Source organism: Pedobacter psychrotolerans, assembly GCF_004340665.1.
Taxonomy (GTDB): Bacteria; Bacteroidota; Bacteroidia; order Sphingobacteriales; family Sphingobacteriaceae; genus Pedobacter; species Pedobacter psychrotolerans.
Map to the genome: position 1 here is coordinate 548,344 of NZ_SLWO01000004.1, position 17,740 is coordinate 566,083.

The window sequence follows — 17,740 nt, forward strand, 5'->3', positions numbered from 1 at the left end:
TCCTCTAAGGGGGGAATGGTCGCGACTTATACAGCTTGCAAATTAAGGCAAAAAGGCATCCATCGCAACGGTAGGTTTGCCTGAATCGTCAAATGCGCCTAACTTATAGCCATTCCAGCTGTTGTATGATTGTGGTTCCCAGTAAAAAACACCTAAGCCTTTATTATTGGCAAGCGATTTATTTTTCGCCATAATATCCTTAATAAAATCTCGGCAAGCCACAGCTTCCGTAACGGGCATACCCACTTCACAAATCATTACTTCAGAACCATAACGTGTTACCATATCATTCATATTGGCTAAACATTGAGTATTTTTTGAAGACCAATCTGCCGCAGTTGGGTAAAGCGACATGCCCACCACATCCCATTTGGCACCATTTGCTTTTAGCCCGTCGAAGATCCATCTGAACAAAGCATTGTCATATCCATTTGCAATATGCACCACTACTTTAGAAGCTGGATCTACAGCCTTTACACCTTCATAACCTGCCTGAATTAATTCGGCAAAGTTTTTCATACTAACAGATGCCTTTCCATCATTCCACAACATGCCATCATTGGTTTCATTCCCCACTTGCACCCATTCCGGGATGATGTTCTCTGCTTTCAAAGTGGTTAAAACAGCAACCGTATGACTGCGAACGGAAGCTTTCAAGGTGGTAAAATCCTGATTGGCCCAGGCCGCTGGTTTGTTCTGCTGCCCAGGATCTGCCCAGGTATCGCTGTAATGAAAATCAATTAGCACACGCATGTTTGCGGCCTTTGCCCTTTTTGCTTTAGCCAATACATCTGCAGTATTACAATATCCTGAAGCCGGATTTACCCACACCCTTAAACGAATGGTATTAATGCCTTTATCTTTAAGGATTTTGAACAAATCTTGCTGTTCGCCAGCACTATTAAAAAATTTACGTCCTGCCGCTTCCATTTCAGTCACCCAGCTTACATCAGCACCTTTGGCATAGGTTCCAACCGCATCAGGCTCCGGATAAAGCTGTGTTTCACCTTTAATGGTCTTCTTACAGCCAACGCTGGCTAAAATCATGATCACCAACAAAGCAAATCCTTTGATGCCTTTTATATATTTTATGAACATATTCATTTTATTTAATGGTATAAGTATAATTTCCATCGCCCGCACTCAAATCTAAAGTAACGGTAAACACACCTGTTTTGGTTACCGGGATATTAATTCCACCCCATACTGGTGCACCTGCAAACACTAAATTGCCAGAGGCATCAACCTTATAACTGATATCATAACCGCCATTACAGGTAAATACAAATGATTTTCCGGCTGTTAATGCTACGTTTGCAGCTTCCAGTTTTCCAGTTGTTGCATTGTAGTTTAATGGTGTGGAAGAGGTACTCCAGCCATTATCATCCCCTGAAATGAAAAACTTAACAGCAGTATAAGAAATGGTCAGTGCATCTACATCAGCATTCACTTTCATATATGCCGGTGATGGCGAAAGGTATAAATTACCACTGTTCAAACTCATCGTAGTTGCCGTTCCACCCCATCCGTATACCTTACTTGCATCCAAAGTAGATACCAGCTGAAAGGCATCGCCTCCATAGCCGTCGGCGTTAGGCAGATTCAGGTAACCTTCATACTTACTGTTGAATTTAGACGAAGTGAGCAGAAAACCATTGGTTCTTACTGCAGGCGTTTTCCAGGAGTTACCACCTTTAACTAACAATGCCGGATATTCCACAATGGCTTTGTATGGATTTACCGTCATGGTAATAGTAGAGTACACTGGTTTAATGGTAGAGGCCACCCCCGTATTTTGATTTACTTCTGCTTTTAATCTTACGGCCAGCGTACTTACGGTACCTGTTGGCATCATTAACTGCACACCGGTAAGGGCATTAAAATCTGCTCCTGAATAAGCCTTAGTAAATGCACCTTGCGGAAGTTTAACCACCACAGCATTTGCCCAGGCGTTAGCGCCACTGGTATCTGTAGGAAGATCAAATTCCAAAGAATAGGTTGTTACCACATTTGCACCAAAGTTCGCCTGATCAAAACTAAAACTAACTACATTGGCCGCATCAGTTGCTGGGCTTAATACCACTGTGGATACTGAACTTTTAAATGCTAAAGCAGAGGCTGATGGATTTACTACCACGTTGCTACTTTCATCCTTTTTGCAGCCCAGCATAAAAATGCACAACAGCAGCAGGGTAAATAATGGATTGAATATTTTTTTCATCTTTTTTGAAGCGTTAATTAATAACCAGGGTTCTGACGAAGATTTGGATTAGCAGAAAGATCTGTTGGTGGCAATGGAAATAATGAAAATCTGCCATTTACTGCCGCTCCATTCTTGGTGCCACCTTTCCAGGCCCATAAATAATTAGCAGAGGTAAACTTGCCATAACGAATTAAATCGGTTCTTCTAAAAGCTTCGTACCAAAGTTCTCTTCCACGCTCATCAAGAATGAAATCAGTGGTTAAGGCACTTGAACTAATATTTCCGGCTGTACTACCATTATAGGCACGGGTGCGTAACTGGTTCACATAACCTAAAGCAGTGGCTAAACTTCCGCCGGTGCCTCCTCTTAAAACAGACTCTGCATAGGTCAGGTAAATTTCACCTAAACGGAAAAGCGGGAAATCAATATCAGAAAAATCTTTCGCCACATCCTGATGAGGTGCTGGTCCGCCGGAACGGGTTTTGTTTCTGTATTTGGTACTTGAATAGCCGTCAGTAGAAGTATATAGATCATTCACTTCCAGATTTTGTCCGCTCATATAAAATTGCGCCCTGCTATCAGTAGCACCTGTTTTATCGGCAAAAAGGTTCACAAACTGTTGCGTAATGCGCAGGCCACCCCAGGTTCCGCTAGAACCTGAAACCTCTGCAGGCACACCTGCCGGACCATGCATCAGATAAGTAGTACCGCCATAATTCTGGGTACTTGTACCATCGTAGTTGATCGTTAATATAAATTCGTCTTTGTTTAATTGGTTATCAGCAATCGTTAATTCCCTGTAATTGTTGTGTAGGGCATAACCTGCTCCTGTAATTTTATTGCAATAGGTAATGGCATCAGTATATCTCGGTGTGCCAGTGTACACTTCAGCGTTTAAATAAATCCTGCTCAACAGTGCCCAGTCAGCCGCCTGATCTGCACGTCCATATTCATTACTTTTTGCAGTGGCCAGTTCGGGCTCAATCGCCTTCAATTCCGACTCTACATAATTGAACAAGTCTTTACGCTGCATCTGCATAGGCAAATCTTTCCCGCCAATCTGCGTTTGCTCAGTTACCATAGGCACGTTTCCATACAGATCCATTAAAACGGAATACTGAAATGCCCGGATAAAACGTGCCTCTGCCCGAAACTTACGCACCTCATTAGCGTCTGCTCCTGTAATTCCACGTTTGCTCAGATTATCATCTGATGATTGGTTAATGAAATCATTACACAAGGTGATCTGAAAATAGGAACGGTAATATAACCCATTGATGATTGAATTGGTGGACGACCAGCTCATTTCATGTAAACCCTGAATACCAGCATCACTTTGCCAAGACCAAACCGCTTCATCTGTGGTGAGTTCCTGCAAGTTCCAGTATAAGCGAAGGAAATCTGAGTTACCCTCATCTTTAATAATTTCAGTTGGAATATCGGGCTGACCAACTGAGGCATTTCCGGTAAGCGCAAAAGCACCATAAACTTTGGCCAATGATTGTTTATAACCGCTTACGCTGGTATACACATTATCGGCAATTAAATCATTAGTAGGTGTTAAATCCAGTTTGGTGCAGGAAACCATCAAAAAAGAGGTCATGCAAACCAGCAGGAACATTTGTAAAACACGTAGTTTCATATATTTTGGATTAAAACGGTTCATCTTATTTTAGTGTAATCGTTTAGTAATTAAGGTTTAAGCCAATAGAATACACACGAGGTCTTGGGTAGATATTGTTATCTACTCCGGATGCTACCTCAGGATCAAGACCTTTATATTTAGTGATTATAAATACATTCTGCACGCTGGCGGTTAGCTGTAAATTGGCCTTGCTTTTAAACAGTTTTCCAAAAGCATAACCTAAGTTAACGTTATCCATACGCAGGAATGAGGCATTCTGCACGTAATAATCACTTAACAATTGCTGTGTTTTGAAATTGGTGGTCAGGTAGTTTGGCGACGCATTCAAGATAACCGATGTACCTGTAATTTGTGCCAGGTTACCACTTTGGCTATAATTATTGTTGTATACATAGCCGCCTAAATTAGCCCTTAAAGTAAAGGAGAGATTCCATTTTTTATAACTCAAATTATTGCTGAAACCCAGGAACAATTTCGGATCTGCTTGCTTACCTTTCTTTAAATCGCTGGCGGTAATGGCACCATCACCATTCTGATCAACATAAACACCTTCGATAGGATTTCCAGCCTGATCATACACCTGTTCATAAAGGTTAAAGGTATTTTTCGGTCCGCCAACTGCATTAATAAACACGAATTGTCCGCCAACGCCACCTGCTATTGAACCACTTGGAAAGCCTGCATAGTTAGGATCGTTCGGAACAACAGTCAGGTTAGTGATGGTATTTTTATTGTAAGTGGCATTCACGCTGAAATCCCAGTTAAAATCTTTTTCTTTTACCGGATTAAAATTCAGGGTCATCTCTACCCCTTCATTCTTCATGTCGCCTACATTCACAATTGCCGTAGCGGCAAAATTTGTTCCCGCCGGTTGTGGAATTTTATTCAGTAAGTCACTGGTTTTTTTCTGATAAAAATCCAGGCTACCACTAATGCGGTTATCAAATAAACCAAAATCTAAACCGATATTGGCTGTTGCAGTTTCTTCCCATTTAATATTGGCAATGTAAGCACTTGGACGGTACATTTGATAAAAAGTATCGCCAAACTGATATTGCGCATTTAGCGAACTCAAACCGTAAGTGGAAAGGTAGCCATAGTTATCAATTCCATCCTGCTGACCAGTAATACCATAACTGGCACGAACTTTCAGGTTGGAAATGGCTTTAACATCTTTTAAAAAGGTTTCATTTTTCGCGGTCCAGGCCAAGGCTACAGATGGAAAAGTACCATATTTAAACGCAGGGCCAAAACGCGATGATCCATCACGGCGAACCGTAGCTGTTAACAAAAAGCGTTCATCGTAATTATAATTAAATCGACCAAAATAAGAGATCAGGCGATATTGAGGTTTATTAAATGGAAATGCCGGATCAGAATTGGCTACTTTATTCCCCACGGCATCAAAAACCGGATAAAAATATTGAGTCGTTAAATAATCATTATAGGAATAGCCAGCCGTAGCATCAATCCTGCTTTTAATTGATTTAAAGTCTTTAACATAGTTCAGGTAAAAATCAAGAACGGTGTTTTGTCTGTTGGTTTTATATTGATTGCTTACGCCATTGCTTAGAATAGATTCAGCTGCATTCGGATCAACATAAACGGTTCCTTTTCCGGTAGCCACATCATAAGCGGCATTGAAATTAGCATGTAATTCCGGTAAAAAAGGGAACTGGTAATCCAGTTGTAAATTACCAATACTTCTCATGGGCTTAGCCCGATCTTCCCTTTGTTCCAGTAAACCAACCGGATTCCGGCCAACTAAATTAACCAAACCTGTAGGACTGGTTGGATCTAACCATTCCCAATAGCCATTGTATGCTGATCGGTTGGTATAAGTTGCTTGCGTTGGATCAAAACTTACCGCACCACCAATGGCAGCCGTATTGGCAAAACGTGTTTTTTGCATGCTACCCTTCAGGTTTAAATCCACCTTTAAGTGATTATCAAAAAAGCGTGGATTAAGTACCAATGCTGCAGAAGTTTTTTCCAGTTGATCAGTTCTTAATAAACCAGTTTGATTCTGATACCCTACAGATATGCGATAAGGTAATTTTTTGATTCCACCGCTAATGCTCAGGTTATTATCACTTGAAAATCCATCCTGGTAAATCAAATCCTGCCAATTGGTATTAAAGCCACCCAACTGCGCTTTTTGAGCAGTAGTTCCTTTTGAATTTACAATGGAACGAATTTCATCAGCACTTAGCACTTCCAACTGCTTTACAATTTTAGAAATGGAATTAACCGAGTTGAAACTCACTTTTAATTCGTTGCTTAATCCTTTTTTGGTGGTGATGATGATTACCCCATTGGATGCCCTGGCGCCATAAATGGCCGCGGCTGATGCATCTTTTAATACGGTAAAGCTTTCAATATCATTTGGATTGATGAAACTTAAGGGATTTGAAGCACCTGAAACGCCACCGTTTTCTAATGGTACACCATCAATCACGAATAAAGGATCATTACTGGCATTTAAAGATGAACCTCCGCGAATCCGGATGGTACTTCCTGCACCTGGCTGACCGCTGTTGGAGGTAATGGCTACCCCTGAAACCTTGCCCGAAAGCATTTGTTCTGGCGTGGTAATGCTTCCTTTTTGAAAGTCCTTCACACCTACCACAGCAACCGAACCCGTTAAATCTTGTTTTCTGGTGGTACCATAGCCCACCACAACCACATCATTTAAAGTGGATGCATCTTCGATCAGGGTAATGGTTAAATTAGTAGATTGGGAAACCGGAACTTCCTGTACTTTGTAACCTATAGAGGTAAATACTAAAATTCCATTTGCCGGAATTTTAAGGGTAAAGTTTCCGTTTCCATCAGTTGAAGTTGCGGTAGCTGTTCCTTTTAATCGAACGCTTACCCCAGGCATACCCAAATTATCAGGAGCTGTTTTCACCACACCAGTAATAGTGGCTTGTTGTGCGAAAAGATATCCATGGGTAAAAATCAATAGCAATAGCATAAACATTCGCTTGTTACTCTTGAAGAAAATTGTAATCATCTGCATAGAAATATCGGTTAGAATTGTGGTCACAAATAAAGCCTTTATCGCTGTTTTAGATTTGTGCTATCGTGCATTTTTTTTGTGCTAATCGTCATAATATCGCCCTATTTACCTACAAACCATGCAAAACATACCCAAGCTGCTGAAAAATCAATTACATTTGACTTCTAAAAAATTGCGTCTGGCGAAGCACCCGAATGATCCGTATTGTTAAATTTATTTTCTCTTTTCTTTCCATTACTTTAGCAATAAACAGCTACGGACAAAACTTAAAGTTTAAGCACATCAACGTAGAAAATGGTTTATCTAACAGTACCATAGAATGCATTTTTCAGGATAGCCGTGGATTTATTTGGTTTGGTACACGTGACGGCCTTAACCGTTATGATGGTAATCAGATTACAGCTTTTAAAAGCAATGGCAAGCCGGGCAGCATCAGCGATAACTTCATCAGGTGTATTTTAGAAGATAAAGACAAAAACCTTTGGATTGGAACTTCCAATGGCCTTAATAAATTTAATCCGGAACAAAGTAAGTTTACCCATTATCCAGGTTCCGGGCAGAATAGCAACATCATCACTGCCATTGCTGAAAATAAACAAGGCATTTGGGTGGGCACTTATGGAGCTGGTCTTTTTAAGGTCAACCAGCAGCAGCAAAACCTCAAGCATTATGCCTTCGGAAATACGCAGCATATAGGTACGAGAAAAGATTTTATCAATGATATTTATACTGATTCTGGTGCTCAACTCTGGATCGCCAGCGATTCGGGGGTTGAACTCCTGAATACCACAAATGGCACCACGCAGGCTAAATTAAACAACTATAAAATCAGGACGATCAAAAAAGCCAAAGACAATTCCTTCTGGATGGCAACTGAAGAAAATGGCCTGATTTACTTTGACGCAGCCAATAATTCCTTTAAAACCTACCAGCATGAGGAGAAAAACCGCAATAGCATAGGCAGCAATTTAGTCAGAGCCATTGCATTCGATCATCAAAATAAGGTATGGATAGGCGGCATTAACGGCGGGCTAAATCACTTTGACCCAGCAACGGGAAATTTTACCCATTATCAGAATCAGGCAGGGAATGCTTTCAGCCTTTCTCAAAGAACGGTTTCGGCGCTTTTCGTTGATAAACAAGGTAATTTATGGGTAGGTACGCACCGTGGAGGCGTGAATCTTTATAGTCCGAATGCCGAAAAATTTAATCTCTTCAGGCAGGAACCTGATAAAAACAGTTTAAGCTATAATGATGTCAGGGCTTTTTATGAGGCAGATAATGGAGAAATTTACATTGGTACGGATGGCGGCGGACTGGACATTTATAATAAAAAAAGCAAAGTTTTTAAGCACTATAAATTCAGCCCTTTTGATCCACAAACAATAGGTGCCGATGCCATCTTAGACATCACCAAAACCAAAGGCGGATTACTGATTGGTACCTGGGCGGGTGGTTTAAACCGAATGAATACGGACGGTACATTTACCAGATATAACCACAGCGACAATAATCCTTATTCCATATCATCGGATTATGTTCAAAAAACTTTTGAAGATAGTGATCGCAATATCTGGATTGGAACCTATTACGGTGGACTAAACTTGTTTGATCCCTCAACAAATAGATTTAAAAGACTTACAGATGGCGCAAACGGAAGTCGTTTAACAGGCAATAATATTGTATCGATTAATGAAGATCTGGCTAAAAACCTCTGGATTGGATCAGATGATGGTGGTTTAAACCGATATAATTTAAAAACCAAAGTGTTTAGTCACTACTTTACGGAAGGTGGTAAAAAGCCTGATTTACGGGTAATCTTTGTGGATCGGAAAGGTAATTTATGGATAGGCCAGGTCGGGCTCTACCGCTTCAATGCCCGTCAAAATAAATTTACGCTGGCTACCCAAAAGGCTGGACTTAGCACCGCTTTTATTAAAGGAATTACAGAAGATGAACAAGGCTATTTTTGGATATCTACGGCAAATGGTCTGACTAAATATCATCCCTGGAAACAGACCTTCAAGCAATACAATATGGCAGATGGTTTGCAGGGACAAGAGTTTGAATCCAATGCTTATCTTAAAACTAAAAGTGGTGAAATGTTTTTTGGCGGAATCAATGGATTTAACTCTTTTTTCCCAAAGGATATTAAAACCAATGGCTTTGTGCCTCCGGTATACCTCACTGAATTAACAATATTTAATAAGGTGATCTCCCCGCAAAGCGATGAAAATATACTGCAAAGTGATATCAGCTATACTAAAAAGCTCAAGTTAGATTACGATCAGGCAACGATAACCTTCCGTTTTGCAGCGCTCAATTACGTTTCGAGCGAAAATAACAATTATGCCTACCAGTTAGAAGGCGAAGACAAAGAGTGGATTAATATTGGCAATAGCCGTCAGGCCGTATACACCAATCTTGATCCCGGCACCTACACCTTTAAAGTTCGGGCATCCAATAATGATGGCGTATGGAATAATGTTGGAGTATCCATTGAAGTACACATTTCTCCCCCATTCTGGGCCACCTGGTGGTTTAGGTTGTTGGTAATTGGTACGGCTGTTTACCTCACCTATCTGGCCTTAAGCTTCAGGCGCAGACTGGAATTGAGAAAAATTGAGGAAGAAAAGCGTGAGGAAATCCACCAGACACAACTGCAGTTTTTCACCAATATTTCGCACGAATTCCGTACGCCACTCTCCCTTATTTTGGGTCCTATTGAGCGTTTATTGAATGAAGATAAGCAGGAATCTTTCCAAAGTTATTACAACACCATCCACCGCAATGCCAACCGCCTGCTCAGGTTAATTAATGAGCTGATGGATTTTAGAAAAACTGCCACGGGTGCGTTGAAGTTAAATGTTACAGCCGGAAACCTCAACCTTTTCATTGATGAAATTGCTGAAGAGTTTAAGGAAATGGCCGCTGATAAAAACATAATATTTACAGTTGAGAAAGATACTTTACCCTCTGAAATATGGTTTGACCGACAAATTATTGAAAAAATCATCCTTAACCTGGTAAACAATTCATTGAAGTATACGAAGGCTAATGGTACTTTAAAAATCCAGGTACTTCATTCTATGGATGGTGTTACGCCACTATTTGCAAACCAACTGAATATTGAAAGTGATTATAAGGGAACGGAATATGTTTATTTCAGGGTTATTGATAACGGAATTGGCATTTCGAAAGCTTCTATCCAGCACTTGTTCGAACGCTATTACAGGATAACGGAATCACATCTGGGTTCTGGAGTGGGCCTGGCCTTTGTTAAAAGCTTAACATTACTCCACAAAGGCTTGATCAAAGTATCAAGTGAGAGAAATGAAGGAACGGAAATCATCATCGGGATTCCTGTGCGCAAAGGCGATTACCAAAACGAAGAGTTGTTTACCCAAAGCGATACGGCTGGTGGAACGCGGCTGGAAAGCATTATGTACCAGGTAGAAGCTGATATTAAAGCGACTACTCCTTCTGTGACGACCAGCCAAAAGGTAAAGCAAACGATTTTAATTGTGGATGATAATGATGAACTGCGTAATTTCTTAAAGGATACTTTAGCGGGGCAATACCAGATTCTGGAAGCAGCAGATGGCATTAAGGGCGTGGAGGTAGCCCGAAAAAACCTTCCCGACCTCATCATCAGCGATGTGATGATGCCTGGTATGAGCGGAACGGAATTTTGTAGCATCATTAAAGAAAATATAGAAACCAGCCACATTCCATTTTTAATGCTTACGGCAAAAAACAGCATAGAGGCTGAAATTGAAGGTGCCGAATCTGGCGCAGACCTTTATTTTACCAAGCCAATAAATACGAACCTGCTACACATCACCATTCGTAATATTTTTGAACAACGACAAAAAGTAAAAGAGCATTATTTAAAAAACAAAGAAATTCTGCCGAGAGAGCTGGTTAATTCAGAAAAGGATAAACTTTTTATGAATAAATTACTTTCCATTATCGATGCCCAAATGGTTAATCCAGAACTGGACATTGACTTTTTATGTAAAGAAATCGGCATGAGCAGAACGAAACTTTACCAGAAACTGAAATCAATTACGGGGCAATCAATCGGCGAGTTTGTTCGTTCAGCCAGACTTCGTAAAGCCATTGAAATCATGAAAAATGAGGATGTTTTAATGACTGAAGTGATGTATCGAATTGGGATTCAAACACAATCGTATTTTACAAAAGCCTTTAAAAAGGAATTTGGTGTTACACCTACAGCTTATATTCAAGGATTGGGTAAAAATACTTAATGCTTGGCTACTTAGCATAATTTTATAAAACATCCGTAATGGCCTGATTCTGTTTCAGGTGCAATCGTATCATTTTTGTTTGATCAAAACCACACGTTTTTGTTCTTGTTCTATAAGTACTGAATTCGCAGCCAGCAATTGAGTAACCTGTCATCTCAAAACAGCTAAATGAAACAAAACAAATCACCTCTTAGCCCAGAAGAAGAAAAACTTTTCGGCGACCTCATGCCTGAAGAACTTAATGAAGTATTAAGCTCTGGCCTTCAGCGACGACATTTTTTAAAATTAATGGGCCTGGCATCTGCCGGTTTGCTAGTGAGTCATATGGTTGGTGCCGAGCAGCTTTTTGCCCGATCGGTTGAATTTGATGAAATACCAGATTTGATTCCTACGGCGATTGAAAATGGCATCAACGTCAGTTTTAAAGTCAACTCAGGTACTAAAAAAGTACTCATCGACTCTAGAATGACCTTGCTGGATACATTACGTGAACGAATCGGACTCACCGGTTCAAAAAAAGGCTGTGACCATGGCCAGTGTGGTGCCTGTACCGTGATTGTTGATGGAAACCGGGTACTCTCCTGCCTGACACTTGCGGCAAGCTGCGAGGGGAAATCAATTATTACTATTGAGGGGCTTGCAAAAGACAACGAGCTGAACCCTATGCAACAGGCATTTTTAAAACACGATGGCTTTCAATGTGGTTTTTGTACACCTGGGCAGATCTGTTCCGCAGTGGCGCTAATGAAAGAAGCGAAGGAAGGACAGGCCAGTTTTGTCACGCAAAATATCAGGGATCAAGCAGGTGCAGTAATGCTTTCAGATGAAGAGATTGCAGAGCGGATGTCGGGCAATATTTGCCGTTGCGGAGCCTACCCCAATATTGTTGCTGCCATTAAAGAGGCACAAACCGGAAAAAATATCGAACAGAACTGGCTTTTTGCAGGCTAACATCAACCCATCAGATTATGATACCATTTAAGTTTTCAATAGCCAAAAATCAATCAGAAGCGCTGGGTTTGATTCATCAGCATCAGCATGCGGCATTTTTGGCGGGCGGCACCAACATCCTTGATCTTATGAAGGAACACGTGGCCCAACCCACTGAGATCATTGATCTTGGTCGGTTACCTTTAAGCACTATAAAATCTACTAATACGGGCATAAGCCTGGGTGCACTCGCTAAAAATACAGAAACGGCCAATCATCCGCTGATCAGAAAAGATTATCCAGTGTTAAGCAAAGCAATTCTGGCTGGTGCATCTGCACAAATCAGAAATATGGCCAGCAATGGCGGTAATTTAATGCAACGCACCCGATGTAGTTATTTTTATGACATCAACATGCCTTGTAACAAACGGGTTCCGGGAAGTGGTTGTGCTGCCATGAAAGGCTTCAACAGAATGCATGCCATTTTTGGATGGTCTGATCAATGTGTGGCAGTTTACCCTTCTGATATGGCTATTGCGCTTTCTGCTTTAAACGCTAATGTTAAAGTGATGCAGCAAAATGGCAGTGAAAGAAGTATTCCTTTTACTGATTTCCACGTCCTTCCGAAAGACCATCCTGAAAAAGACAATAGCTTAAACCATGGTGAACTGATTACCTCCATAGAGCTTCCCAAAAATAATTTTGCCAGTCATTCTTCCTACATAAAAGTAAGAGACAGGAATTCATATGCTTTTGCATTGGTTTCAGTGGCTGCTGGTTTTGAGCTTGAGGGCAACACCATTAAAACTGCACATATTGCAATGGGTGGTGTGGCACATAAACCCTGGCGGGCGTTAAAGGCAGAAGCATTTTTAAAGGATAAAGCTGCGACGTTTGCGAATTTCATCAAAGCTGCAGATCTGGAAATGAGTTCGGCAAAACCGCTTTCTCACAATAAATTTAAAATAGAAATGGGTAAACAGACTTTAATCCATGCATTTGAAGTGGCTTTAAAAGGTTAAGAGATCTGGAACATTATGGAAAATACGAATAAAATAATCGGCAAGGGCATAGATCGGATCGATGGCATCATGAAGATTACGGGTAAAGCCAGTTACGCAACAGATTATCCTGCAAAAAACATGGCTTATGCAGTGCTTTTTAAAAGCACCATCGCCTCCGGAAAAATTGTTCAGATCAATACCACTGATGCTGAAAAATCTCCTGGAGTAATTCAGATAATTACACATGAAAATGCACCAAAATTAAATATTAAAGGTGGGTTAAGGGGTGGAGCATTGTTACAAGGGCCTGAAATTATCTTCCATGGCCAGCATATTGGTATGGTGGTTGCCGAAACTTTTGAACAGGCCACTGCCGCAGCACATCTTGTTCAGGTTAAATATCAGCAGGATAAAACAGAGAAAATTGATTTTGATGAACTGGCAAAAAACCCTGAGATGCCTAAGGGGAAAGAATTAGCCGACCTGGTGAGGGGTGCAGGAAAATCAGCCCTGGCACAAGCTGAAGTTAAAATTGAAGAAGAATACGAAACACCTATTGAACACCACCATCCAATGGAACCGCATGCTACAGTGGCCGTATGGGAAGGAGAAAATGTGATTCTTTATAATGGTTCGCAGATTATAAATGGCGCACAAACGGCCGCCGCAGCCACGTTAAACTTAAAGCCCGAACAAGTAAGGATTGTTTCACCCTATATTGGAGGCGGTTTTGGTTCAAAGGGCGGACAGTGGGCTAATTTAGTACTTACGGCTGTAGCTGCACAAATGGTTAAGCGCCCGGTAAAACTGGCACTTACTCGGCAGCAAATGTTCAATTCTGTAGGTTTAAGGCAAAGAAATATACAAAAGATAAGTTTGGGTGCAACTAAGGAGGGCGTACTAACCACTTTAGCACATGAAACCATTTCACATACGGCTGTTGATTTTGAGTACATTGAACCCTGTGGCGATTGTTCCAAAATCATGTATGAGGTTCCGAATTCTTTGATATCTTACCGGGTAGTGCCTATGAACCTGATTCTGCCCACTTACACCCGTGGTCCCGGCAAATCGACCGGTAGTTTTGCACTTGAATGTGCAATGGACGAACTGGCGCATCAATTGAAAATGGATCCTATTGCCCTGCGGATTAAAAATGAACCTAAAAAAGATCCGTCAAATGGCAAACCATGGAGCTCCCGAACCACAGTAAAATGTTTGGAAGAAGGCGCCAAGGCTTTTGGCTGGGAAAAACGCAAAGCCATCCCGGGAACTCATTTCTCTGGAGAAAATTTAATTGGCTACGGTGTAGCTTGCGGTACTTATCCGGCCCGTCAGCGAGACAGTTCAGCAAATATTAAACTTACCTTAAAGAATGGTCAGGTTTATGCCACAGTGGAGATTGCAGCATCTGATCTCGGAACGGGTACGAATACTATTCTTGCGCAAACTGCTGCCGATGGATTAGGAATTCCCCTATCTCGAATTACCATGAAAATTGGCGATTCAGACCTCCCTCCTGCTGCCGGATCAGTCGGTTCAGTGGGTGCCTCCAGTTTTGCCAATGCAGTAAATGATGCCTGCGGCAAAATTACGGATGAACTCCTCGCCAAATCCGGGAAACAATTTTTCGTCAGGCCAACCGCCAATGATTTAATGATCTCAGAAAAAATAGCTGCATTTGAAACCCAATCTAGTTCGAAAGCCCCTGCAGAAGCCGAACAATATTCGGCACACAGCTTTAATGCAAATTTTGCTGAAGTAAGCATCAACAAATTAACCGGGATGGTAAAAGTAACCCGTTTTCTTGCTGTAACCGGGGCCGGAAAAATTCTCAATCCGAAAACAGCCAGGTCACAAATTATAGGTGGAAATATCTGGGGAATTGGAATGGCACTAACGGAAGAATCGGTTGTCGACCCACGGTATGGAAATTTTGCCACCAGATCTTTTGCAGATTACCATGTGCCGGCTAACCTGGATGTTGGTCAATTAGATGCCATGTTTATCAATGAAGTCGATTTGATTCCTAATAAAATGGGCGTAAAAGGAATTGGTGAAGTTGGTATTGTAGGCGTTGCGGCGGCAATAGCCAATGCCGTTTTCAATGCAACGGGCAAAAGAATCAGGTCTTTACCAATTACCCCAGATAAATTGCTTCCTTCCTAAAAAGACGAAAGGTTTTTACTGGTTTTGGTTTTCGGTTTTTGAAATACCGATTAAAAGAGGAAAGTAAAACAGGAAGACAAATATAGAATCTTACTCAAACAGCCTTCCCTTAAATCATCGTCATTGCGAGGCACGAAGCAATCTTACTACAAAATAGATTGCTTCGTGCCTCGCAATGACGAATATACAATTTGGGGTCTCACTATCGATGACTATCAAATGCTTGACACCTATTCTCCCCAGCTCACCTGAATGTTGTGTTTTTCGGCATAAGCCTTACCTTTATCCATCAAGGCATCGTGCTTTTGCACAAAGGTAGGTCCGTATTTCGTATCGATATTTTTAATGATTTCATCTTTGGCACTTTGATCACCTTTTGTATCGCAAAGTTTTGCGTAAGCAAGATATTCGTTTTTATAAACTGGAATTACATACTCATATAAATCAATAGATAGTTTTTGAATTTCTTTCTGTTCATCTCCTGAGGCAGATATCTTTTTGATTTTTTCCAGCGCTTGATCCATAAATAAGGTATGCATCTTCACATATTTTACTGCTTCATCACCCTTTTTCTTACTGGAAGGAATATCTGGAAATTCCGTTGTTTCATCCTGAATATGGCGGGCTAAATCTGGACTGGCGAAGTCTTTAATGGTATTGGTATTCAGAATGGTGATATCGAAGAATTTTGAAGGTGATTCTGAGCAGGAAGATAAAAGCAGGAGCCCCAAGGCTAAAAAAGATAATAATTGTTTCGGGTAAAATACGTGTAGGTTCTTCATCATTTTTAAATATTTAAGTGCTATAAATCTGAGTTGGAGCATCAGCAAAGATGATGCCGTATTGGTCATCAGAACGATGTTAAGATTACCAAGAGGCAGGTTTTTCTTGTGGCAACAGGTCTAAAGATGCAGTATCAATCTCATTTTCAGCAACTAATATTGCTTCTATTTTCCGGGGATTAATGAGAGATAAATTACTTTCCCCGAGTTCAAACTTTTGCACCTCACACCCCCGGAGAAATCTCTTCTCCGGTGAGAAAAAAACCTTTTACATTAAGCTTTAGCTTTAACATTTCCAGGCGATATCGGCAAGCAAATCTTATTAATGGTTCTTTGTTTAACCCACATAAGTTAAGTAACATGAAGTAAAACCACCCATTATTTGTTATTGATATTTTCTGCTGTAGGTGCTTTATCCAAACTTGGGGGGAAACCGTTTAGCTGACGCCAAATTTCATACCAAACCGGAACTGTTCTGAGGATTACCCTTCCATATACTCCAGAACCCTGACGAAGCTGAATTGGCCAGGGTTCGTCATTTTTCGGCGTTTGATTAGGCTGCCTCACCAACACCCGATACTTACCATCTGTGCTTACCCTATCAATTACAGAAACTTTACCTCCAAAAGTTCCGATGGCAACCGATGGCCAACCAGAGAATTGTACCGAAGGCCAACCCTCAAACTGCAGGCGCACATTGCTGCTATCCAGAATGAGCGGGACATCCATCGCATCTACATAAATTTCTGCGGCCACCAATGGCGAGAGCGGCTGAAGTGTAGCGACCGATTCTCCTTCCTTAATATTTTCACCGATTCCGGCTTTAAGGGTTTTCACGATGTAACCATCCTGAGGTGCCCTGACCACATACAATCCACGCCTGATGTTTACATTAGACATTTCGTTTCTCAGCTTCGCTATCTCTTCCTTTACTGAAGCTTTACCAGAGAGTGCCGAACTTTTATCTGATTGTGCTGATGCCAGCGACTGGCTGTATTTTGCACGGATGTTATCCAACTCGATGTAGGCATTGGCCAAACTCTGCTTCGAACTGTTGAGCTTATTTTCCTGACTTATTTCTTTAGCTTTGTCTTCCTGGAGTTTCAGTCGACGTGTTTCAATATCTGTTAGTGAAAAGAGTCCGTTTTTATATCCAACCTCATAGCGCTCTAATCTGGCCTTACTGGTTTGATAATAGTTTTTCACCGCAACCAGTTCTGCGCTGTCTATTCTAACAGTATTACGTGCCTGCACCACATTGTTTTCCGCAGCAGATAACTGAATCCTCAAACCACTGCTTAAAGCGCTAATCTGTGCATTTGTTGCTGAAATTTTTTGTTCAGCGGCCATTTCACTTCCTTTTTTTGCAGCCAGTTGTTCATTCAACCTATCGGGAAGATCCGGATTAAAATAGGATTGGTTGGTCTCTGAAAGAATTAAAATGGTATCTCCTCTTTTTACTTCCTGCCCTTCGCGAACGGCCCAATGCTCAATCCTGCCACCAATTTGATTTTGGATGGTTTGTGGTCTATCCTCAGGTCTAAGGGCGGTAACGATTCCACGTCCGGATATGGTTTGTCTCCATGGCAAAAGCAAGATAATAATGAAGAGGATCAATACACCGATCATCACCCTGCCTAGTAACCTTGGGCCATTGGAGGAAATGAGTTTTGCTTTGGATAATACGGCATACTCTTCTATTTTATTTTCCAC

The 17,740-nt window shown here is 41.2% G+C and carries 10 protein-coding genes; 4 read left to right on the forward strand and 6 right to left on the reverse strand.

What is annotated here, in order from left to right; genetic code table 11:
• Positions 1 to 42: 42 nt before the first annotated feature.
• Genes EV200_RS12590 through EV200_RS12605 form a run of 4 tightly spaced genes read right to left on the reverse strand, consistent with a single transcriptional unit; the run spans position 43 to position 6,871 of the window.
• On the reverse strand, positions 43 to 1,098 hold the full coding sequence (locus EV200_RS12590) for a glycoside hydrolase family 53 protein (protein WP_208864544.1): 1,056 nt from the start codon (positions 1,096 to 1,098) through the stop codon (positions 43 to 45).
• A 7-nt stretch (positions 1,099 to 1,105) separates the two neighbouring features.
• Positions 1,106 to 2,221, reverse strand: coding sequence for a SusE domain-containing protein (locus EV200_RS12595; RefSeq protein ID WP_132533102.1), 1,116 nt, complete (start codon positions 2,219 to 2,221; stop codon positions 1,106 to 1,108).
• Between the two features lie 17 nt (positions 2,222 to 2,238).
• A complete protein-coding gene (locus EV200_RS12600) occupies positions 2,239 to 3,846 on the reverse strand; it encodes a RagB/SusD family nutrient uptake outer membrane protein (protein WP_132533104.1) in 1,608 nt (535 codons plus the stop codon).
• 43 nt (positions 3,847 to 3,889) lie between these two features.
• On the reverse strand, positions 3,890 to 6,871 hold the full coding sequence (locus EV200_RS12605; RefSeq protein WP_132533106.1) for a SusC/RagA family TonB-linked outer membrane protein: 2,982 nt from the start codon (positions 6,869 to 6,871) through the stop codon (positions 3,890 to 3,892).
• Between the two features lie 194 nt (positions 6,872 to 7,065).
• Between EV200_RS12605 and EV200_RS12610 the strand changes: the two genes are divergently transcribed.
• From EV200_RS12610 to EV200_RS12625, 4 genes are all read left to right on the forward strand, one after another.
• Positions 7,066 to 11,142, forward strand: coding sequence for a hybrid sensor histidine kinase/response regulator transcription factor (locus tag EV200_RS12610; RefSeq protein WP_132533108.1), 4,077 nt, complete (start codon positions 7,066 to 7,068; stop codon positions 11,140 to 11,142).
• A gap of 168 nt (positions 11,143 to 11,310) precedes the next feature.
• The gene (locus EV200_RS12615; protein WP_132533110.1) at positions 11,311 to 12,093 is read left to right on the forward strand and encodes a (2Fe-2S)-binding protein; all 783 of its coding nucleotides are present in this window, start codon (positions 11,311 to 11,313) and stop codon (positions 12,091 to 12,093) included.
• A 17-nt stretch (positions 12,094 to 12,110) separates the two neighbouring features.
• On the forward strand, positions 12,111 to 13,094 hold the full coding sequence (locus EV200_RS12620) for an FAD binding domain-containing protein (protein WP_132533112.1): 984 nt from the start codon (positions 12,111 to 12,113) through the stop codon (positions 13,092 to 13,094).
• Between the two features lie 15 nt (positions 13,095 to 13,109).
• On the forward strand, positions 13,110 to 15,245 hold the full coding sequence (locus EV200_RS12625) for a xanthine dehydrogenase family protein molybdopterin-binding subunit (protein ID WP_132533114.1): 2,136 nt from the start codon (positions 13,110 to 13,112) through the stop codon (positions 15,243 to 15,245).
• A gap of 230 nt (positions 15,246 to 15,475) precedes the next feature.
• Here EV200_RS12625 and EV200_RS12630 read toward each other — a convergent pair whose 3' ends face one another.
• Both EV200_RS12630 and EV200_RS12635 read right to left on the reverse strand, forming a co-directional pair.
• On the reverse strand, positions 15,476 to 16,030 hold the full coding sequence (locus EV200_RS12630) for a hypothetical protein (RefSeq protein ID WP_132533116.1): 555 nt from the start codon (positions 16,028 to 16,030) through the stop codon (positions 15,476 to 15,478).
• Between the two features lie 375 nt (positions 16,031 to 16,405).
• Positions 16,406 to 17,740 carry an HlyD family secretion protein gene (locus tag EV200_RS12635; RefSeq protein ID WP_229676722.1) on the reverse strand — a complete coding sequence of 445 codons (1,335 nt, stop codon included), beginning with the start codon at positions 17,738 to 17,740 and terminating at the stop codon, positions 16,406 to 16,408.

Coding starts and splice junctions, on each gene's coding strand:
- EV200_RS12610 (WP_132533108.1), top strand. CDS start 7,066: ATGATCCGTATTGTTAAATTTATTTTCTCTTTTCTTTCCATTACTTTA.
- EV200_RS12625 (WP_132533114.1), top strand. CDS start 13,110: ATGGAAAATACGAATAAAATAATCGGCAAGGGCATAGATCGGATCGAT.
- EV200_RS12630 (WP_132533116.1), bottom strand. CDS start 16,030: ATGATGAAGAACCTACACGTATTTTACCCGAAACAATTATTATCTTTT.
- EV200_RS12600 (WP_132533104.1), bottom strand. CDS start 3,846: ATGAAACTACGTGTTTTACAAATGTTCCTGCTGGTTTGCATGACCTCT.
- EV200_RS12590 (WP_208864544.1), bottom strand. CDS start 1,098: ATGTTCATAAAATATATAAAAGGCATCAAAGGATTTGCTTTGTTGGTG.
- EV200_RS12615 (WP_132533110.1), top strand. CDS start 11,311: ATGAAACAAAACAAATCACCTCTTAGCCCAGAAGAAGAAAAACTTTTC.
- EV200_RS12595 (WP_132533102.1), bottom strand. CDS start 2,221: ATGAAAAAAATATTCAATCCATTATTTACCCTGCTGCTGTTGTGCATT.
- EV200_RS12605 (WP_132533106.1), bottom strand. CDS start 6,871: ATGCAGATGATTACAATTTTCTTCAAGAGTAACAAGCGAATGTTTATG.
- EV200_RS12620 (WP_132533112.1), top strand. CDS start 12,111: ATGATACCATTTAAGTTTTCAATAGCCAAAAATCAATCAGAAGCGCTG.